Here is a 19,066-nt window from a genome sequence, read left to right as displayed (position 1 = left end):
CAAATAAAACTATACGGCTCAATGCCGGATATAAAAGATATATGAGTACAGGACTATCAGAATTAGAATTATTGCGCCGTAATTCACTAAATCAGTTACGTGAATTAGGGATAAACCCCTACCCTGCAGAAGCATTTGAGATAAATGCTTCTGCAGCCGATATTTTAGCAAACTACGAGCGAGACAAAACTGCATATAAGAACATTAGTATAGCTGGTAGGATAATGACACGTCGTATTATGGGAAGTGCTTCATTTGTTGAAATACAAGATTCTACAGGAAGAATACAGGTTTATATAAAGAGAGATGATATTTGTCCGGATGAAGACAAATCTCTTTACAATACTGTTTTCAAAAAACTACTTGATTTAGGAGATTTTATAGGTATTAAAGGTTACGTTTTTACCACTCAAACAGGTGAAATTTCTGTTCATGTTACAGAGTTTAAGCTACTTTCAAAAGCTTTAAAACCTTTGCCTATAGTTAAGCGCGATGAAGAGGGTAATATATATGATGGATTTACTGATCCTGAATTACGTTACAGACAACGCTATGTTGATTTAACGGTAAATCCGGGTTTTAAACAGATCTTTATCAATCGATCTAAAGTTATCAATACTATGAGAAATTATTTTGATAACCAAGGCTGGATGGAAGTAGAAACGCCAATACTACAACCTATTCATGGTGGTGCTGCTGCCCGTCCTTTCAATACGCATCATAATACTTTAGATATGCCGCTATACCTTCGTATAGCAAATGAGCTTTATTTAAAAAGACTTATTGTAGCAGGATTTGATGGAGTATATGAGTTTGGTAAGATGTTCAGAAATGAGGGTATGGACCGCACGCATAATCCAGAGTTCACCTCTATGGAAATCTATGTGGCTTATAAAGATTATATCTGGATGATGAGTATGGTAGAAGAATGCCTTGAAAAAGTAGCAGAAACTATTCATGGCTCTGCGGTTGTGAAGGTCGGCGAACATGAAATCAACTTTGAAGGACCATATGAGAAATTGACAATGTATGAGTCTATTCAAAAATATACTGGCATAGATGTTTCTAACATGACCGAAGAGGAACTGAAAGAAACTTGCAAAAGTTTAAATGTTGAAATAGATGATTCTATGGGCCGGGGAAAACTTATAGATGAACTATTTAGTGAGAAGGTTGAAGCTAACCTAATCCAACCTACTTATATTACTGACTATCCTTTAGAGATGACCCCGCTTGCTAAAAAACACAGAAGCAAAGAAGGCTTGGTAGAAAGGTTCGAATTGTTTGTAATGGGCAAAGAAATTGCAAATGCTTATTCAGAGCTTAATGACCCAATTGATCAAAGAGAACGTTTTGAAGATCAATTGAAATTAGCAGCCAGGGGTGATGATGAAGCAATGGCTATGGATGACGATTTTATCCGTGCTCTTGAGTATGGGATGCCTCCAACCTCAGGTTTAGGAATAGGAATAGACAGATTAGTAATGTTGATGACTAACCAATCTACTATCCAGGAGGTATTGTTCTTCCCTCAAATGAGGCCTGAGAAAAAAGCAAAGGTAACCACCGATGAAGATTTCGTAAGTGCAGGCGTTCCTGCTGAATGGGTTCAGGTGATTAGAAAAATGGGAATCAATACAATTGAAGAGTTAAAAGGAGCTAATCCAAACAAGGTTTTCAATGATCTTGGGGGATGCGTAAGAAACTTAAACTGGAATTAACCATGCCTTCAAAAGAAGACGTAACCGCTTGGTTTTCTTAACATAGAGATAACACAAACTTAAAGGCCTGCTACATAAAATCTTAGCAGGCCTTTTCTATTTTTAGGGCGTATTAAAATTGATAAATTATGAATAGCTCAAGCCTTGAAATAACAGAAAAAGAATACTGTATAAAGCTAAGTAAAGAAGCATTTGATTTGACTTTAATCCGTCAGCTAATTACAAGAATACAGTCAGAACAATTGTTCTTTAGCAGAAAGAAAGATTATCTTGAAGATGATATCATCAGCAGAACTTCGGAACACTATGAACCAAATGAGAACTTTGACAGATTAAGCGAAAAATAAAAAGCCACATTTGCATGTGGCTTTAAGTTTCTCTTATCTGTATCGTACCTGTTGTTGTCTATCCATCATTCCAAGCTGATCCTTCATTTGTTTTATCTGATCAGCAAGTAGCTTATTCTTATCTGCCTTCTTTGCTTCAGTCAGATACATTTGTGCTTCTCTCTTATTTCTTTTTGCCATAGATATTCCAGCTAAACTTAATTTAGCTAAGGCAATATTATGATCCATATGCAGACCTAAAGAAAGTGCTTTCTTAAAATATTTTTCTGACTGCATAGGAGCCTTTCTAGACTCAATAAGACCAATCAAAAGATTATAATAGCCCTGTTGAACCCGAATTAATTGCTTTTCATAATTGGTAATTCTTTTTAAGAAGGCTTCGGCCTTAACCATGTTGTCCTTTCTTAAAAACCACTGAGCAAGCAGCATATTCTCATTATAAAAATAGGTTACAAGAATTAGGATACCAATAAAAACACCAAGAATACCCCATCCCCAGAAACTGAAAAACATAAGTGCTATAGAAGCTCCCAACACAACAAAACCTAAAATAAGACGAACTATATTTGGCATATCCTTTTATATTTTTTTTGCAAATATCGTGTTTAAATACCAAAAAACAGATTTAAAATTATAATTTAAACAAAAAAGAAATCATGTTCCTTTCATGTTTTACCTAAAGATTTTCAAAATATGAATAGATTTACAAATCTTTAATTATGGAAACCACAGCGCCGCATATTAATAAGCAAGTAGAAGATTCCTCAACTGGCGAAATCATTCTATTAAATACCTGTACCCGTGATGCTATAACAACATTTCCATCTATGAGGAAAATGTATGACAATGGGTACTCAAAATATATTCCTGAATCTGGTGCTTTAAACGAAATAGAGCTTTTATTAAAAGGCAAAACTATTACCATTGTTTTAGGAACATGGTGCGGTGATAGCCGTGAACAATTACCCCATTTTCTAAAAACGACAGATGCATCGTCGCTTGATAAAAAAGACATAACTTTTATCTGTGTAGATAGAACAAAAAAAGCGGAAAATGGGTCATTAGAGAACTTAAATATAGATCGTGTACCAACCTTTATTATTTATGACGATGAAAAAGAGCTCGGTCGGATTATTGAAAAACCAATTATAAGTATTGAAGAAGATTTGGCACTTATATTATCAAAAAACTAAATATGTCGATTACTTTAGAGAAGAGCTGGCTTAAAGAACTAGATGCCGAATTTGAAAAGAGCTATATGAAAGATCTAAAAACTTTCTTACAGCAGGAAAAGCAAAAAGGCATCACAGTATACCCTAAGGGATCAGAGGTTTTTAATGCATTAGATCATACCCCATTTGATAAAGTTAAGGTAGTGATTTTAGGGCAAGACCCTTATCATGGACAAGGACAGGCTCATGGTTTATCTTTTTCAGTTCAAAAAGGTGTTACAGTTCCTCCTTCTTTAAAGAACATATATAAAGAACTTGTTACTGATATTGAGGGATTTTCGACTCCTTCCCATGGCAATTTAACCAAATGGGCTGATGAAGGAGTTTTGTTGCTTAATGCTACTTTAACGGTCAGAGCCCACGAAGCAGGATCTCATCAGGGTAAGGGTTGGGAAATATTTACCGACAAAATAATAAATCAACTATCTGAACATAGAAAGGGCCTAGTTTTCCTTTTATGGGGTAGATATGCCCAAAATAAATCGACATTAATTGATCAGACCAAACACACTATTTTGACGGCAGCCCATCCATCTCCTTTCTCGGCCTATAATGGATTTTTTGGGTGCAGGCATTTTTCTAAGGCCAATGCTATTTTAGAAAAACAAGGTCTTAGTGCAATTAACTGGCAAATTATCTAAAAGAAATTAGTATTCCAAAGGAACGATTGGCTCCTTTTTGGTAGTAGACATGATCATCATTGTCTGAAAAGTTTTAACTACAGATATTTTACTGATCTTATCCATAATTAAACGTTCATAAGCCTTAATGTCATTAACGTAAACCTTAAGTAAGAAATCGGCTTGTCCAGTAACGTGGTGACATTCTGTAATTTCTTTAATCTGATTTACCTCATCCAAAAAGATCTGTATGGTATTATTTTTATGAAAATCAAGTTGAACCTGAATAAAAGTTTTAATGCCTAAACCTAACTTCTCTTCGTCAACAAGGGCATGGTAGCTTTTGATAAAACCCGACATTTCTAATTTACGTACTCTTTCTAGTGTTGGCGCTGGTGAAAGGCCTATCTCCTGAGATAACAATAAGTTGGTTATCCTTCCATTTTCTTGTAGTAATTTAAGAATTTTAAAATCAGTTTTATCTAGTTCTGCTGCCATTAGTTTATCAATAATTTTCCAAAGGTAGAATAAGAATCCATTACCTACCAAATTTTATTCTAAAATTGTTACAATTATTTATAGTTTATTTTTTGATATTTTTTTTTAGATTTGCCTAAACTTATTGTTAGATAACTATAAATGCAATCGTTAACAGAGGAAAACTATCTTAAAATCATTTACCACCTTTCGCTTAATACTGAAGGTGCAATACAAACAAATGCCATAGCAGACAGAATACAGACCAAGGCTGCTTCAGTTACTGATATGATAAAGAAATTAGCTGACAAGCAATTAGTTGATTACAAAAAATATCAGGGAGTAAAACTTACAGAATCAGGAAAAACGGTTGCCATTAACATTGTAAGAAGACATAGGCTTTGGGAGGTATTTCTTGTTGAGAAGCTAAGTTTTAAGTGGGATGAGGTGCATGATATAGCAGAAGAACTTGAGCACATTAAATCTTCAGAGCTCATTGAACGATTAGATGAATTTCTGGCCTTTCCAAGAAACGATCCTCACGGCGATCCTATTCCCGATAAGAACGGGAATTTCGAAAACACAATTTTTATTAAACTAAGTAAGCTTAAAGCCGGAGATAAAGGACTAATTATGGGTGTTAGCGAGCACTCTTCTCTCTTTTTACAACATCTGGAAAAATTAGGTTTAACGCTAGGCAAACAAATAAAGATCACAGAAATCACGGATTTCGATGGCTCTGTAGAATTAAGTATCGAAAACAAACAAATTAACGTAAGCCGGGAAGTGGCAAAACACATCCTTATTAAATTGTAATATGAACAAACCTGAGACCACGACAAAGAATTCCGGCTCATTAAGTGAAGTACACCAAAGTGTTGACACCAGCAAAAGAACTGGCTGGCGGCGTATCCTTTCCTTTATAGGGCCAGCCTATCTGGTAAGCGTTGGATATATGGACCCGGGGAATTGGGCAACAGATATTGCTGGAGGTAGTAAATTCGGATATCAGCTTATCTGGATCCTGTTAATGTCGAACCTGATTGCACTACTCCTCCAATCTCTCAGCGCCCGTTTAGGAATAGTTCGAGGATTAGATCTTGCTCAAGCCTCAAGAAATGGCTATCCAAAATGGGTAAATATTCCTCTTTTTGGACTGGCACAAACTGCAATTATTGCTTGTGATCTGGCAGAAATCATAGGTATGGCAATTGGTTTAAACCTATTGTTTGGTTTACCATTAATATGGGGAATTAGCTTAACAATTTTTGACACCGTACTTCTTCTTTTTCTACTCAATAAAGGAATGCGAAAAATGGAGGCCTTTATTGTATCTATGGTATTTATTGTAGGCGTTTCATTTTTAATAGAAATGTTCATCGTAGAGCCTTCATTAAAAGAAATTGCAAAAGGTTTTGAGCCAACTATGCTGTCAGGCGAAGCTCTGTATATTGCAATTGGTATTATTGGTGCAACCGTGATGCCGCATAACTTATATCTACACTCATCACTGGTTCAAACCAGAAAATTTGAAAGAGACAATAAAGGAATCAAAGAAGCTATCAAGTTTAATTTCATTGACACTGCCATAGCTTTAAACCTTGCATTTTTTGTAAATGCTGCCATTTTAATTCTTGCAGCTGCTGCGTTCTATAAAAATGGTTTACATGAGGTTGCGGAAATTCAAGACGCACATAAACTTCTTCAAAATATTTTTGGAAATGTTGCTCCCGCTCTTTTTGCTATCGCGCTTATTGCTGCAGGACAAAGCTCTACTGTAACCGGTACCCTGGCAGGACAAATTGTAATGGAAGGCCACTTAAAGCTTCGTATAGAGCCATGGCTGCGCAGATTAATTACACGCTTACTGGCAATTATACCAGCTTTTTTTACTATATTATGGTTTGGCAATGATGCTTTAGGTGGTTTATTGATTTTAAGTCAAGTAGTATTAAGTCTTCAACTCGGCTTTGCAGTAATCCCACTAATCCACTTCACATCAGACAAGCGCACGATGAAAGGATTCGCCATCAAAACATGGGTAAAAATTCTAGCCTGGGGAAGCTCCATCGTTATTGTTTCCTTAAATGTTAAACTCGTTGTAGAAGAGATTAAAACCTGGGGTGCTGATGGTGGTTGGTACGTTTATGTTATAATAGTTCCACTAGCTATACTTATTGGATTGCTTTTATTATATGTTTTTATATATCCTTTGATCAGCAAAATTAAGCGCGAGCAAAATGTAACCCCACACGGCAGTGCTCTTAATATAGATGAGGTTGAGAAAATACACTACAAAAGAATCGGTATTACTGTCGACTTTTCTAAAAATGACAGGAACACAATAAGACATGCTTTAATCCAAGGTGGTAAACAGGCTAACTACCATCTAATTCACGTAGTTGAAACTGCTGTAGCTCGTTACCATGGAGATTCGGCCTTAGATTATGAGACGCAAAGTGACACTGAAAACCTGGAAAAATACCGAAACAATTTGGCCGAACTTGGCTACAAAGCAACTATACATATAGGTTATGGAGGTACTGTAAAAGCAATAGTAGATATTACAAATGAAAGTAATCTTGAACTGCTTGTTATGGGGGCTCATGGGCACAAAGGGTTAAAAGACCTAATACTTGGAACTACCGTGAATTCTGTACGTCATAAAGTAACCATCCCCGTGCTTATTGTAAGATAAATTTGAGATATTAGCGGATTCTTATGAAGAACGATATCCAGATTAAAAATAAAAGAGCCTATTTTGATTACCACATTATTGAAAAGTATAATGCAGGAATTGCTTTGTTAGGCACAGAAATAAAAGCCATCAGACAAGGTAAAGCTAATATGTCTGATGCATTTTGTATGTTCATAGGCAGTTCACTTTATGTAAGGAATCTGCACATCTCAGAATATAGTCACAGTTCGTTTCACCATCACGATATTAAACGAGACAGGGCACTCCTTTTACAGAAAAAAGAGCTCAAAAAACTTAGGGTTAAAGGAGAAGAAAAGGGTTACACAATTGTTCCACTTCGCATTTTCACCAACGAAAGAGGTTTTGCAAAGATTGAGATTGCATTGGCACAAGGTAAAAAAGAATTCGACAAGAGAGATAGTATTAAAGACAGAGAATCGAAAAGGGAAATGGACAGGGCTATGAAATTCTAACAGCCCTGCTAAATTACCAGGCTTGATCTCCAACCAAAGGGACAAATCTAAACGTATCTAATTCTATCCTTTCGTAGTCAGTTTCACTTACACGAATTACTGTTACCATTTTTTGAGAATGCTCATCACCCACGGGAATTACTAAAATACCACCTATTTTAAGTTGTTTAAGTAGTATCTCTGGCACAAAAGGAGCCCCCGCTGTTACAATTATCTTATGATATGGAGCATGATCAGCAATTCCCTTTGATCCATCTCCAAAAAAGAAATGTGCATTATAACCCATTCCAGGTAAAACCCTTATGGTATGCCTGTAAATACTTTCCTGACGTTCAATAGTATAAACGTTCGCTCCAAGCTCCATTAAAATACAGGTTTGATACCCAGAGCCAGTACCAATCTCAAGAACCTTATCGCCTTTTTTAATGTGAAGTAGTTCGCTTTGATAAGCAACCGTATAAGGTTGCGAAATAGTTTGTCCATCGCCAATTGGAAAAGCAATATCTTTATATGCCTGATTCCAGAAAGTTTCATCAAAAAAGAAATGGCGAGGTACTTTACCTATAGCTCTCAACACTTTTTTATCGGCAATACCCCTTGCTTCAAGGTGTTCAACCAACTTCTTTCTCGCTCCCTTTTCTCTGTAATTGTCAACAAACTTATACGCCATAGCACCCCAAAATTAGCCTTTTCAAATCTAATAAAGTTAATTATTTGGGCCAAAAAGTTAAAAAAAGGCTAATGTCCACAAAATCAATCCTAATAAAAACTAGTATGGATCCACATCCACCTGAATGTTTACTGCACGATAGTTCTTTTCTGATTGAAATTGAACAATAGTTTCTTTCAATATCGACTTTACCTTTTGAATTGAAGTATTTTTATCACTTTTAATAATTACCTGCTTAATGTAGTAATTTCTAACGCGCGAAACCATTGGTTGTTCAGGTCCAAGAACCCTACCACCAAGCTGTCCTTTAAGAATGCTTGCAAATTTCTGTGAGGCCACATTTAAAAGATCAGCATCCTTATGCCTTATATTAATAAAGATGAGCCTTGTAAATGGGGGGTAATTAAACTGTTTGCGTTCTGCTAGTTCCTCATTATACATTTCCAGGTACTTATTTTCTATAACCTGATTAATGATTCTATGGTTATCGTTATAAGCCTGAATAATTACCTTGCCCTGCTTACCTCTTCTGCCCGCCCTGCCTGCAACCTGTGCAAGTAACTGATAGCTTCTTTCAAAAGCCCTGAAATCCGGATAATTTAAAAGTGTATCGGCATTGATAACACCAATAAGAATCACGTTATCAAAGTCTAATCCTTTAGCCACCATTTGTGTACCAATCAGGATATCTGTTTTCTTCTCTTGAAAATCAGAAATGATCTGTTGCAATCCATTCTTAGTGCGAGTACTATCAACGTCCAGCCTTGAAATTTTTGCTTCAGGAAAAACCAAACTCAATTCTTCTTCAACCCTTTCGGTACCGAAACCCTTTTGCTCAATATGAACTGACCCACAGGCCGGACAAATATTAATGCTACTTTGGTGGTATCCACAATAATGGCAGTGCAACTTTCCGCTTGTTTTATGATAGGTTAAACTTACATCACAGTTCACACATTTTGGCGCATAACCACAGGTACCACAAATTAAAATAGTTGCATATCCCCTTCTATTCTGAAACAAAATCACCTGTTCCTTATTTTCCAATGCAAAAGCAATCTCATCAATCAATTTGCTAGAAAAATATGATACCATTTTCTTACGCTTTGTCTCTTCAGAAATACTGATTACCTCCTGCAAAGGCAAATCAACGCCTCCAAATCTTTCAGTAATTGTAACCAGACCATACTTACCACTAACTGCATTATAATAGCTTTCAATTGATGGCGTGGCAGAGCCAAGCATAACTTTAGCCTGATGCAAATGCCCAAGATAGACCGCAGCATCTCTTGCCTGATACCTTGGAGATGGATCATGCTGCTTATAAGAAGACTCATGTTCTTCATCAACAACAATCAATTTTAGTTCCTTAAAAGGCAGGAATACAGCAGAACGGGCACCCAAAACCACGCGATACTTGCCATTTAACACACTGTTCCAGATCTCTACTCTTTCATTATTATTAAATTTAGAATGATAAACGCCTATAGCATCTCCAAAATAGCGTTGTATGCGATCCACTATTTGTGTTGTTAATGCAATTTCGGGTAATAAGAATAGTACCTGACCTCCATTTTCAATCGCTTTTTCAATTAGCTTAATGTAGATCTGCGTTTTCCCCGAAGCAGTTACACCGTGCAACAACATAACATCCCTGGTCAAAAATCCATCTTCTATTTGTTGCAAAGCTCTATTTTGAGCCTCACTTAGTTCAAAATTCAAGACAAAATCTTCTGTATTTTCTAATAACCTGCTAACTGGTCGTTTGTACACTGCAAAAATCTCTTTATCAACAAGTGTTTTAAGGGCTCCAGTACCACAAGCACTTTCCTCGAGTAATTGTTGCTTCGAAATTGTAGTTTGTTGCTTAGATAGTTTTAAATAAGCCAAAAGCGCATTTAATTGCTTAGGCGCGCGCTCTAAAATAGAAAACAGCTGTTTTAAGTTCTCTCCCTCATTATAAAATGGCTGTAAAGCAACAAATGATTTTAACAAAGGTTTATATTTCTCTATTACCTCTTCAGCAATATAAACCATCCCTTTGCTAAGTAAGGAGTTAATTATTGGGTAAACAGTTTTCTGACCTAATAATGCCGATACATCATCAATAGTTAATCTCGGCCTACTTGTTAGGGCATTTAATATAATCTGCTCCTTATCAGTAAAAACAATTTCCTGAATAACACCGTCTTCATCAGAAAGAGGACTTTCTTCCTTTAATACAATAATTGTTTCACTTGCCAGCTTTAAGCCAGTTGGCAATGCTGCTGATAAAACATCTCCCTCATTACATAGGTAATAAGAAGTCATCCAATCCCACAATTTTAACTGTTCAGTGGTAATAATTGGATAAGCATCAACAACATCAATAATGTATTTAGCTTCGTAAGCTTCAGGGGCTTCGTTGCTTATAGTTTTTACTAAAGCTGTATAAATTTTATTTTTACCGAACTGAACTACTACACGCTTGCCAATCGCTACCTGATCGTTTAATTCAAAGGGAATGCGATACATGTAATTTTTAGATAGAGAAAGCGGCAAAATAACTTCCACAAAAAGTGTTTCCCTTTCCACAAATTCCCGATCAAGAAAATCCAGCATTATTTACTTTTTAAAGCTGCTAAAAGTAAAGACACCCAGCCAAGAATTAACAGCAAACCACCAATTGGAGTTACCGGGCCAATGTAATTTACAAATCCAATGTTTGTTATACTGCGTATTGCAAGTAAATATAGTGATCCTGAAAACAGCAATACACCGAAGGTAAAAAAGCTGTAAGTCATATTTATTAATTTGCCCTGCCCAGTTTCTTTACCTTTAAATTGAGAAAGGAAAAGTAACGCAAAGGCATGATAGAACTGATACTCCACTCCCTTTGCCCAGATCTCGATAGATCCGGCATCTACTAAATTCTTTAAACCGTGTGCACCAAAGGCCCCAAGCATTACTGCAATAGCTCCTAATAATGATGCAGTTATCAATATACGTCTATCCATTATATTCTAAACCGACAATTTTAGATAACAAACTTAACAAACTTGAAGCATTTATTATTAATCCCAACTATTAAAATTAAATTTGTAGTAACAGCAAATGAAAAAAATTCTTGTCATTATAATAACCCTATTTACAGCCATATTAACCTTGGCTTATGTCTATTTTTCTGGTTTAAACACTGATCAGAAAAGTAATGAAAGCAGTTTGTATGCAGCTACATCAAATTCAGCTTTCATCTTCTCATTCCAAAATGACAGGAGCATCTTTGAGATTCTTAAAGGTCAGGATATTTTAAAAGAGATTATTGGAGAGGACAATTTCAAACAACTGCAATCCATAAATGATTATATACTTTCAATTCCAGACATCAACCGCATTATTGGCAAACAAAATGTGTACGTTAGCTTAATTCCAGGAAAAGAAAAACATATTGATTTGCTGTATAGTACCCAGATTAATCCATCATCCAATATAAATCAATTGTTGATTTCACTAAAATCTGCCAGATTACAATTAGATACTTCAAAAAAAATAACTACTATAATTTTACCTGATAGTTCAGTTTTTTATCTCGGCACAAAAGATAATCTTCTGCTGTTATCCACCTCTGTTCAACAAGTTTTAAAAACCTTATCAACAAGTATTAACAACAATAGCTCATTTTCTCAGCATATCAAATCAACCAGCAGATTAACAAAAAGTAGCCTTGCAGAAGTATATATTAACTTTAAAGAGCTCCCTGCATTGTTGAAATCAACTATGCCCGGCAAACTTAGCGGTGAGCTATCTGTATTGGAAAATTGTGATGCATTTGCATCCCTGGTATACAATTTTAGCAAAGAGAAAATATTACTCACCGGAGTAACACAAAACAATGACCCAAATGACTACTTTGAGTTATTCTCCAATTCTAATGCTCAAAAAATTAACATAACCAATATGTTACCCGAAAATACGGCCAATTATACTGTTTTTGCCATTGAAAATTATCTTGATTGGAAAAAAAAGCTACAAAACTGGTTCACTGTTAAGAAGGAATCTAATAGAACAAGTAGTATCTTAAAAAATGTAAACCAAAAATATCATATAGATGCAAATCAGATATTTCCTAAATATTTCAAAGATCAACTCATTACCTTCCAATTAAGTACCACAGAAAAAATCGGAGCCATTAATCTTAGTAACGGCGAAAAAGTTGATCAGCTATTACTAGACCTCAGTACAGATTATGGTGATGGCATAAAATTACTTAAAGAGGATGACCTATTGTATGTTTATTTTGGAGAACCATTTAAGAAGTTTAAAAGGCCTTATTACATTATTATAGATAACTACATGGTTTTCGCTAATAATGCAAGTACAATACAATCTTTTCTAAACAATTATAAAAACAATAGGCTTTTCATTAACAAAGAGAGCTATGCCAATAGCGTTAATCAACTTCCAAATACTTCCAGTATTGGTTTCTTTATTGACTTTAATAATTCCTCTGACATATTTCTTAAAAATATATACCTGCCATACTTTAAACACATCACATCGCAAAAAGGGTTAAAAAATTATCAGTCATTTATATACCAACTTAGCGGAGATAATGGTAAATTTCAGACAAATGTTTTGATGAGCAGGAAACAACAACCTTTAACGCAAGATTCTGTAATATTAGAAAATGACTCATTATGAGAAAATATCTAATCATCATCTCCTTTCTCTTTCTTTTAAATCAGGTCAAAGCTCAGCAATATGGCCTTTTCAATACTAAAACCATGTTTGACGGATTTGAGAATCCAGCGCAAAAAACATTTGTTTTGGATTCTTCCCGTAAGTATGCCTCAAACTTCTTCCTACCCTATTTTGGATTAAATGCCATAAACAAAGGCAATGAAGATATAATGCATAACTTAATTAGCACCGGAAATCTTTCTGTAAGAGATATCCCAATAGGAACAAATAAACTAAATAACATTTATCAAAATACTAATATCTACCTGTTCAACTTCAAAATATTCAAATCTTATAAATACCACAAAGAGATTGGTTTTTCATGGCAACTTCGAACAGACCTTCATGCAAAATATACAAACGAATCACTTGCGGTACTGGACGACTACAATCGCTTTATTAACAACTCTCCCATAAATCCATTTAACAATAGCGGTTACGGTCAGTCTTATCACCAATTCAGTTTAGCTTATAGAGAAAATTATACAAAAAAACTTGCCTTTGGAATTAAACTTAGCTTGCTAAGTGGAATTTCATATAACAATTTAAAAATTACTAATTCTGCTATTCGAACAGAGCCAGGTAATGACAGAGTAGCTTTATCACTAAGAGGCACATATAAAGCAAGTTTCCTTGAAGCCAAAAACTTAGAAACAAACGACTTGATTCCAACATTTAAAAATCCAGGGGTCGCCCTTAGTTTTGGCACAACCTATACATCAAAAAATGGGATAATTATTATAGCGAACATAAAAGACCTGGGTGTAATAAGATGGAGCAAAAGCTCCTATACAAGCAATTTCGATAACATGCTTAACCCTGCTATAATTCCTGAATATAATAATCCCGATGCTCCTCCTCTTACTCCAAAACAACAAGATCAAAAGATAAAGAACCAAATCACTGATATTGTAAAAAATAATGTAGTAAATAAAAGCTTCTATACGCTAATTAACGCAAAAGCAGATTTCCTAATTTCTAAAACATACAGTTTCTACACACCTAGTATTATAGCATCAAAAAATTTGTTTTACAACGGGGGCGATGTAGCCATTGTAAATAAGTTCCATTATAGTGATTTCTCCATAAGTGCAATTCCAATATATAATTTCAACAATCTATTTCTTTTTGGAATGCAAGGAATGTATCAAACACCAAACTTTGAATTCTTTATGGGATCAGATAACCTGCTTAAAACAACCCGAACTGCTTACGCAGCAATTAAAACTGATTCATCTCCGAAATCAGGCTATAACGGGGCATCCTTTTACATGGGGCTAGGCATTAAGTTTGGCTATACAGTAGAACATCCTCAAAATAGTAGCTATATACCTGGATTAGACGATCAGGATAGCAGTTTCTTTAAACGCATTTTTAGCATATTCTCTAAAAAGAGATAGATTTTACTTTTTTTTAGGTGTGGTTAAAACAAAATCCTTCAGGTAAAAAGGCTCAAAATAAGCAACATCTTCAAACCTTGAAGACGAATAAGCTGTGTGGGCAAGTTTACTCATATACGAAGCTGAATTAAAATTCAGTTCAGAAAATCGGGCATTTTCATGTTGCAATACCGGCGCACATTTTGCAGCACCATTACCAATAAAAGTCACTATACCATTATCTAATTCCTTAGAAAAACTATATTCACTTATTATCTTGGCAGAAACTGGGGACAACATTTTAAGGTCACTATCGTAAAGAGAAGTAAAAACTTCCATTCTTCTGGCATCAATCATTGAACAAATCGAATCCGCGTACTCTGGATTTTGACGCATAAACCCTTCGGCCATCATTTGAAGTGTAGGAACTGCAATTAACGGCTTATCTAGCGCATAACATAATCCCTTTGCAGTAGAAACGCCAATGCGAAGCCCAGTATAAGAGCCTGGCCCCATACTAACTGCTATGGCGTCAAGATCTTCAAATTGGAACCCGGTTGAATCCATTGCCTCCTTAATAAACAAAGTTAAGCTACCTGCATGAATATTATTGGCCATCATCTCTTTTAGAGCGATTGTTTTACCATCATGTGCTATTGCAGCAGAGCAAACTTGTGTTGCTGTTTCAATTTGAAGTATAGTAGCCATCAGCTTAAATTAAAATATTATTATGGAACCGGATCATGACCATGCCCCCCCCAAGGATGGCATCTGCCAATACGTTTCAAAGTTAGCCATCCTCCTTTAAATGGACCATGTTTTTTAATTGCTTCGATCCCATATTGAGAACATGTGGGTGTATATCGGCAACTTGCACCCAATAAAGGAGATAATAGCCACTGATAAAGCTTTATGAGGCCTAAAAAAAAACAACCAACAATCTGCTTAATTATCCCCATTAGCTTCTTCTACTTGGCTGATTCCAATTAACGGAACTAATTTCTTAAAAACTCCGGTCATTCTTTTCTCAAAAAAAGAGTAATCATAAATCTGCTTGCCTATAAACTGAACTGAAAGCAGTAATAATTTACTAGAATCTGTAAGAGAGGAATAAAGCTGTAATTGCTTTTGTAGGCGATAGACTTCTCGGGTACGACGCTTAATCACATTTCTATCAACAGCTCTTTTAAAGCGTTTCTTAGAAACATTAATTACCACCTGCACAGGATATTTATGTTCTGTTTCTACAAATAAATAAGAAACACGGAAGGGGTATAATAAAAAAGAAGAACCGTCTTTAAATAGCAAGTCAATTAACCTCTTGCTACATAACCGTTCTTCTTTGTTAAATGTGTTCATGTTTTTTGATCGCAACTTTGCAGATGTTCTGATCTGCTAACACTTAAAGTGCTGCAATCAAAAATTATGCTTTATGACGACGCTCGTCAGAAACTGATAATCTTTTTCTTCCTTTTGCACGACGTGAAGCTAATACTCTTCTACCGTTTGCTGTAGCCATTCTTTCGCGGAAGCCATGCTTATTTCTTCTCTTTCTTTGCGAAGGTTGGAATGTTCTTTTCATAACTGTATATATCTTTGACTATTTTTTTTAATTAAGAGGTGCAAATATAGTGCGATTTTTTTCTAATTGCAAATAGAATTGGATTTTTCTATAAGCCCAGTGCTGCTTTCAGTTTAATGTATCCTGTTTTGCTTACTGGCAACCATATATCTGTTTTTAAAAGAACAATATAACTATCCTTTTCTTTCAGTTCAATTTTTGTAACCTGAGCCAAGTTTATGATATAAGAACGGTGTATTCTTATAAACTGTGCAGATTCCAGTGTTTGCTCAAAAAAACTCATTGTTTTATTCTTATGGAATATACCTTCTGCGGTACTCATCTTCACATAATCATCATCTGCTTCCAGATAATGAATATCAGAAACTGCAATAATCTTAATTACACCATTCTTTTTAACAACAACTCTGTTATTTTGTGTTGGACTAAGTGCGGCAGAATCCAACAATTCCTTGGTTGATTCATCTGAACTACTATTTAATCGGGCAGGCAATTTATTTATTGCTAGATCAAACCTGCTTTTTTCAATAGGTTTTAATAAATAATCAACGGCATTAACCTCAAAAGCTTTAATAGCGTATTCATCAAATGCCGTAGTAAATATCACAGCCGGTGGTTTTTCAACCAATTCTAGCATTTCAAAACCATTAATCTTTGGCATCTGTATATCTAGAAAAATGAAATCGGGCTGATGTTGTGTAATCGCTTTAATCCCTTCAAACCCATCGTTACACTCTGCTACTACCTCAATATATGGAAAGTCAGTCAAATAATGTTTTACTATATCTCTGGCCAGAGGTTCGTCATCAATTAATATTGTTCTTATCATTTACCTGAGGTATTTTAAGCGTGGTTATAAATATATTATCTTCTGTAGCCTTTGTTTTTAGCAACTTCTCGTCAGCGAACAACAAATATAGCCTTCTTTTAATAGCTGACAAGCCAAAACCAGTTCCACCTGTTGCCTTCATTTCAGGGTCATAAGGATTTTGCACTACAATTACCAGCACATTGTTTTGAACCCTCACTTGCATAGAAATTGTAATTGCAGCCGAGGTATTGTATAGGCCAAATTTTATAGCATTTTCTACTATAGGCTGCAACAAGGTACCCGGCAAACATAAATTCAATGTATTTTCGTCAATATTAATATCTATGTTTAATCTATGACTAAACCTCACCTTTTCAATATCCAGATAAAGCTGAATATATTCCATCTCTTCCCCTACACTAACCCAAACCTCATCATCGCGTTTTAAAGTCCCTCTTAAAAAGGAAGCAAGCTTGGTAATCATGGTGCCGGCTTCTTTCGGATTTACTATTGTAAGCGCATAAACAGAATTCAAACTATTAAACAAAAAATGTGGCTGCAACTGATGCCTTAATTTATTTAATTCAGCTTCCTTTGATAAATTTTGAGCAGTTAGCAGCCGTTCCTGAGTAGCAGACTGTTCTTCGAGTCTATACCATAATATATTAGCCAAAGCGCACCAAGCTAAAAATATAAAGACAATTATAAAACGAACTAACAGAGAAAGATTTAAAAAACTTTGGTACGTAGTATTATCAATAAACAAAAAGTTCAAAGCAAATTTACTGGCTATAGTAATAATCAGTGCCAGCATTAAGGTTAACACCAGTATAAACAATATCGTTTCATTTTTAGGCTGGTAATAGCCTAATAAATTACTCAAAATGATACAGGCAACAGCAAGCAAGGTATTAGTTACTAAACTATCAGCAACGGAAACTTGCAAACTAAAATTCAGTGTATAATAAAACAAGAATATAAAAATTGCAACCCATGCTAAAAATATAACAAGGGCAAATTTTTGGATCTGAGGAATTGATAGTGGTCTAGTTGTCAAAACAATCTAATTCTGAAGTTATAAATTGTATATGCTCTTTTAAAAAAGTCTGTCTCTTTTCTACCTGATCTAAAAAAGCAGGTACATCAATTGGCTCATGCATTATTGATGCAATTTCAGCTCCATCATCAGGTGTCTGAATTTCATGCAAATCGGCAATGCATATAAATTTCCAGGTTACCAGTTCTCCACTACAGTTCTTAAATGGTGGGTGGAAACTATCAGCAGATTCTTCTGCCTTTTCAAGTGCTTCAGCTGAATTTAATGCCAGCATCAATCTTAATTGTTCATCAAACTGCGATTTGTAATTACCATCGCCACAAACTATTTCATAAATATATCTTACTAAAAACCATTTCATAACATAGGGTTTTAAAAGTTCCTGATATCCACCCCACCAAATAATGCCACCCCTTTAATAATTATTATTTTTCTTGGCCCGTCTATCACTGGCCCCATTGCTCTCTTATCATCCATACCACCGAAAATAGCTGTAACTTCTGATTTCACTTCCCAGCTTGGTGGAATTACAATTTTTAATCCTCCAAATATTGCTACCACATCCAGAACTATCGTACCCTCAAAATCTGCTTGCGTTAAGTTAATGTCTGAGCCACCAAAAATCGCAATCACATCTCCACCTTTAAAATTCTTTGAGTATACATTTTGATGGCTTCCTCCAAATACATTTACTGAATCAAGAATATCATCTTTATTTATATCACTATATTCTGTTGGTTCATCTGCATTTATTGGCTCATTAAAGTTTCTGAAACGCGGATGTCTTTTGTTCCACCTTTTTTCCCATCTCTCTTTATCCCATTCACTTCTTTTTGGTTTAAAAATCATATACAATCCAAGAATAATAAATGCAATAGCAAAATAGTATTTAGACAGATCAAACTCTCCTATGTCTTCAAGCGTAAAGAATCCTCCTACCAATACCATAATCATCCATCCGCCACCGTTGAAATTCCGCTTATAGCCAACCAGCAAACCGATTACAATCAATAAGGTATGCCAGCTTATAACCCAATGGGGGATATCGATACCAAAATTCCTTAAAAAGAACACCAGACCAACACCTAATATTACCAATCCACTCCATAATCTACTGGAACTGTTGTTATTTGTAAATTTTTCCATTCCTTAACTTTTAATGTAATGTACTAAGTCAAATTTATACAGAACAATACCATTAGCCAAGATTAATGATTTATATCTATGCTAAAGATCGGTAAACGTGTATTTTTAATCGGTGAAAATATCCCTTACTTTTG

Annotated in this window: 21 protein-coding genes and 1 pseudogene; 9 read left to right on the top strand and 13 right to left on the bottom strand. The window is 35.1% G+C overall.

Translation table 11 applies throughout. The features are described from left to right. The first annotated feature begins 41 nt into the window (after positions 1–41). Together lysS and CPT03_RS02775 are read left to right on the top strand one after the other, a co-directional pair. Positions 42–1,762, top strand: a pseudogene (lysS, locus tag CPT03_RS02780) (lysine--tRNA ligase). Positions 1,763–1,849: 87 nt separating this feature from the next. Next, a complete protein-coding gene (locus CPT03_RS02775; RefSeq protein ID WP_099437411.1) occupies positions 1,850–2,068 on the top strand; it encodes a hypothetical protein in 219 nt (72 codons plus the stop codon). Between the two features lie 33 nt (positions 2,069–2,101). Here CPT03_RS02775 and CPT03_RS02770 read toward each other — a convergent pair whose 3' ends face one another. After that, complete coding sequence (locus tag CPT03_RS02770) at positions 2,102–2,641, bottom strand: hypothetical protein (protein ID WP_099437410.1); 540 nt, start codon at positions 2,639–2,641, stop codon at positions 2,102–2,104. 146 nt (positions 2,642–2,787) lie between these two features. On the opposite strand from CPT03_RS02770, the gene CPT03_RS02765 reads away from it, so the two are divergent. Both CPT03_RS02765 and ung read left to right on the top strand, forming a co-directional pair. After that, entirely contained in the window at positions 2,788–3,261 is a 474-nt protein-coding gene (locus CPT03_RS02765; RefSeq protein WP_099437409.1) for a thioredoxin family protein, read from the top strand. Between the two features lie 2 nt (positions 3,262–3,263). Further along, entirely contained in the window at positions 3,264–3,941 is a 678-nt protein-coding gene (gene ung / locus CPT03_RS02760) for a uracil-DNA glycosylase (RefSeq protein ID WP_099437408.1), read from the top strand. A gap of 6 nt (positions 3,942–3,947) precedes the next feature. On the opposite strand, the gene CPT03_RS02755 is transcribed toward ung, so the two are convergent. Continuing rightward, positions 3,948–4,418 (bottom strand): Lrp/AsnC family transcriptional regulator, encoded by a 471-nt coding sequence (locus CPT03_RS02755; RefSeq protein WP_048906633.1) that lies wholly within the window; start codon positions 4,416–4,418, stop codon positions 3,948–3,950. Positions 4,419–4,559: 141 nt separating this feature from the next. Here CPT03_RS02755 and CPT03_RS02750 point away from each other — a divergent pair, with 141 nt between their 5' ends. The 3 genes from CPT03_RS02750 to smpB are packed head-to-tail and all read left to right on the top strand — an operon-like array spanning position 4,560 to position 7,568. After that, positions 4,560–5,213 carry a metal-dependent transcriptional regulator gene (locus tag CPT03_RS02750; protein WP_099437407.1) on the top strand — a complete coding sequence of 218 codons (654 nt, stop codon included), beginning with the start codon at positions 4,560–4,562 and terminating at the stop codon, positions 5,211–5,213. Position 5,214: 1 nt separating this feature from the next. Further along, positions 5,215–7,095 carry an Nramp family divalent metal transporter gene (locus tag CPT03_RS02745; RefSeq protein WP_099437406.1) on the top strand — a complete coding sequence of 627 codons (1,881 nt, stop codon included), beginning with the start codon at positions 5,215–5,217 and terminating at the stop codon, positions 7,093–7,095. Positions 7,096–7,118: 23 nt separating this feature from the next. Continuing rightward, the gene (gene smpB / locus CPT03_RS02740; protein ID WP_172954127.1) at positions 7,119–7,568 is read left to right on the top strand and encodes an SsrA-binding protein SmpB; all 450 of its coding nucleotides are present in this window, start codon (positions 7,119–7,121) and stop codon (positions 7,566–7,568) included. A gap of 13 nt (positions 7,569–7,581) precedes the next feature. Here the strand turns inward: smpB and CPT03_RS02735 are convergent, their stop codons facing one another. The 3 genes from CPT03_RS02735 to CPT03_RS02725 form a co-directional block, all read right to left on the bottom strand. Next, complete coding sequence (locus CPT03_RS02735) at positions 7,582–8,238, bottom strand: protein-L-isoaspartate(D-aspartate) O-methyltransferase (protein WP_099437404.1); 657 nt, start codon at positions 8,236–8,238, stop codon at positions 7,582–7,584. Between the two features lie 99 nt (positions 8,239–8,337). Further along, on the bottom strand, positions 8,338–10,839 hold the full coding sequence (priA, locus tag CPT03_RS02730; RefSeq protein WP_099437403.1) for a primosomal protein N': 2,502 nt from the start codon (positions 10,837–10,839) through the stop codon (positions 8,338–8,340). Then, positions 10,839–11,234, bottom strand: a complete 396-nt coding sequence (locus CPT03_RS02725) for a DUF423 domain-containing protein (protein WP_099437402.1) — start codon at positions 11,232–11,234, stop codon at positions 10,839–10,841. Before CPT03_RS02725 ends, priA begins: the two co-directional genes overlap by 1 nt. A gap of 97 nt (positions 11,235–11,331) precedes the next feature. On the opposite strand from CPT03_RS02725, the gene CPT03_RS02720 reads away from it, so the two are divergent. Further along, the gene (locus CPT03_RS02720) at positions 11,332–12,918 is read left to right on the top strand and encodes a hypothetical protein (protein WP_099437401.1); all 1,587 of its coding nucleotides are present in this window, start codon (positions 11,332–11,334) and stop codon (positions 12,916–12,918) included. Continuing rightward, positions 12,915–14,357: a DUF5723 family protein gene (locus CPT03_RS02715; RefSeq protein ID WP_245869954.1), complete on the top strand. Its 1,443-nt coding sequence runs from the start codon at positions 12,915–12,917 to the stop codon at positions 14,355–14,357. Before CPT03_RS02720 ends, CPT03_RS02715 begins: the two co-directional genes overlap by 4 nt. Positions 14,358–14,360: 3 nt before the next feature. On the opposite strand, the gene tsaB is transcribed toward CPT03_RS02715, so the two are convergent. The 8 genes from tsaB to CPT03_RS02675 form a co-directional block, all read right to left on the bottom strand. Beyond that, positions 14,361–15,044, bottom strand: coding sequence for a tRNA (adenosine(37)-N6)-threonylcarbamoyltransferase complex dimerization subunit type 1 TsaB (gene tsaB, locus CPT03_RS02710; RefSeq protein WP_099437399.1), 684 nt, complete (start codon positions 15,042–15,044; stop codon positions 14,361–14,363). A gap of 20 nt (positions 15,045–15,064) precedes the next feature. Continuing rightward, on the bottom strand, positions 15,065–15,295 hold the full coding sequence (gene yidD, locus CPT03_RS02705; protein WP_099437398.1) for a membrane protein insertion efficiency factor YidD: 231 nt from the start codon (positions 15,293–15,295) through the stop codon (positions 15,065–15,067). Beyond that, positions 15,282–15,695: a ribonuclease P protein component gene (locus CPT03_RS02700; protein ID WP_099437397.1), complete on the bottom strand. Its 414-nt coding sequence runs from the start codon at positions 15,693–15,695 to the stop codon at positions 15,282–15,284. The genes yidD and CPT03_RS02700 overlap by 14 nt, the downstream gene beginning before the upstream one ends. A gap of 64 nt (positions 15,696–15,759) precedes the next feature. Then, on the bottom strand, positions 15,760–15,918 hold the full coding sequence (gene rpmH / locus CPT03_RS02695; protein ID WP_055133745.1) for a 50S ribosomal protein L34: 159 nt from the start codon (positions 15,916–15,918) through the stop codon (positions 15,760–15,762). 88 nt (positions 15,919–16,006) lie between these two features. Beyond that, positions 16,007–16,747, bottom strand: coding sequence for a LytR/AlgR family response regulator transcription factor (locus CPT03_RS02690; protein WP_099437396.1), 741 nt, complete (start codon positions 16,745–16,747; stop codon positions 16,007–16,009). Continuing rightward, entirely contained in the window at positions 16,725–17,402 is a 678-nt protein-coding gene (locus CPT03_RS02685) for a sensor histidine kinase (protein ID WP_245869953.1), read from the bottom strand. The genes CPT03_RS02690 and CPT03_RS02685 overlap by 23 nt, the downstream gene beginning before the upstream one ends. 373 nt (positions 17,403–17,775) lie before the next feature. Beyond that, positions 17,776–18,147, bottom strand: a complete 372-nt coding sequence (locus CPT03_RS02680; protein ID WP_099437395.1) for a DUF4288 domain-containing protein — start codon at positions 18,145–18,147, stop codon at positions 17,776–17,778. 11 nt (positions 18,148–18,158) lie between these two features. Beyond that, a complete protein-coding gene (locus tag CPT03_RS02675) occupies positions 18,159–18,932 on the bottom strand; it encodes a LiaF transmembrane domain-containing protein (RefSeq protein ID WP_099437394.1) in 774 nt (257 codons plus the stop codon). Positions 18,933–19,066: the final 134 nt, after the last annotated feature.

Origin of the sequence: Pedobacter ginsengisoli, assembly GCF_002736205.1 — a bacterium.
In the GTDB taxonomy this organism is placed as follows: domain Bacteria; phylum Bacteroidota; class Bacteroidia; order Sphingobacteriales; family Sphingobacteriaceae; genus Pedobacter; species Pedobacter ginsengisoli_A.
Note: the sequence above shows the minus strand (reverse complement) of the source record. Positions and strands in the feature narration are given on the sequence as shown.

What these genes read in the sequence shown, in the direction of transcription:
- CPT03_RS02775 (WP_099437411.1), top strand. Translation starts at nt 1,850, where the DNA reads ATGAATAGCTCAAGCCTTGAAATAACAGAAAAAGAATACTGTATAAAG.
- CPT03_RS02770 (WP_099437410.1), bottom strand. Translation starts at nt 2,641, where the DNA reads ATGCCAAATATAGTTCGTCTTATTTTAGGTTTTGTTGTGTTGGGAGCT.
- CPT03_RS02765 (WP_099437409.1), top strand. Translation starts at nt 2,788, where the DNA reads ATGGAAACCACAGCGCCGCATATTAATAAGCAAGTAGAAGATTCCTCA.
- ung (WP_099437408.1), top strand. Translation starts at nt 3,264, where the DNA reads ATGTCGATTACTTTAGAGAAGAGCTGGCTTAAAGAACTAGATGCCGAA.
- CPT03_RS02755 (WP_048906633.1), bottom strand. Translation starts at nt 4,418, where the DNA reads ATGGCAGCAGAACTAGATAAAACTGATTTTAAAATTCTTAAATTACTA.
- CPT03_RS02750 (WP_099437407.1), top strand. Translation starts at nt 4,560, where the DNA reads ATGCAATCGTTAACAGAGGAAAACTATCTTAAAATCATTTACCACCTT.
- CPT03_RS02745 (WP_099437406.1), top strand. Translation starts at nt 5,215, where the DNA reads ATGAACAAACCTGAGACCACGACAAAGAATTCCGGCTCATTAAGTGAA.
- smpB (WP_172954127.1), top strand. Translation starts at nt 7,119, where the DNA reads ATGAAGAACGATATCCAGATTAAAAATAAAAGAGCCTATTTTGATTAC.
- CPT03_RS02735 (WP_099437404.1), bottom strand. Translation starts at nt 8,238, where the DNA reads ATGGCGTATAAGTTTGTTGACAATTACAGAGAAAAGGGAGCGAGAAAG.
- priA (WP_099437403.1), bottom strand. Translation starts at nt 10,839, where the DNA reads ATGCTGGATTTTCTTGATCGGGAATTTGTGGAAAGGGAAACACTTTTT.
- CPT03_RS02725 (WP_099437402.1), bottom strand. Translation starts at nt 11,234, where the DNA reads ATGGATAGACGTATATTGATAACTGCATCATTATTAGGAGCTATTGCA.
- CPT03_RS02720 (WP_099437401.1), top strand. Translation starts at nt 11,332, where the DNA reads ATGAAAAAAATTCTTGTCATTATAATAACCCTATTTACAGCCATATTA.
- CPT03_RS02715 (WP_245869954.1), top strand. Translation starts at nt 12,915, where the DNA reads ATGAGAAAATATCTAATCATCATCTCCTTTCTCTTTCTTTTAAATCAG.
- tsaB (WP_099437399.1), bottom strand. Translation starts at nt 15,044, where the DNA reads ATGGCTACTATACTTCAAATTGAAACAGCAACACAAGTTTGCTCTGCT.
- yidD (WP_099437398.1), bottom strand. Translation starts at nt 15,295, where the DNA reads ATGGGGATAATTAAGCAGATTGTTGGTTGTTTTTTTTTAGGCCTCATA.
- CPT03_RS02700 (WP_099437397.1), bottom strand. Translation starts at nt 15,695, where the DNA reads ATGAACACATTTAACAAAGAAGAACGGTTATGTAGCAAGAGGTTAATT.
- rpmH (WP_055133745.1), bottom strand. Translation starts at nt 15,918, where the DNA reads ATGAAAAGAACATTCCAACCTTCGCAAAGAAAGAGAAGAAATAAGCAT.
- CPT03_RS02690 (WP_099437396.1), bottom strand. Translation starts at nt 16,747, where the DNA reads ATGATAAGAACAATATTAATTGATGACGAACCTCTGGCCAGAGATATA.
- CPT03_RS02680 (WP_099437395.1), bottom strand. Translation starts at nt 18,147, where the DNA reads ATGAAATGGTTTTTAGTAAGATATATTTATGAAATAGTTTGTGGCGAT.
- CPT03_RS02675 (WP_099437394.1), bottom strand. Translation starts at nt 18,932, where the DNA reads ATGGAAAAATTTACAAATAACAACAGTTCCAGTAGATTATGGAGTGGA.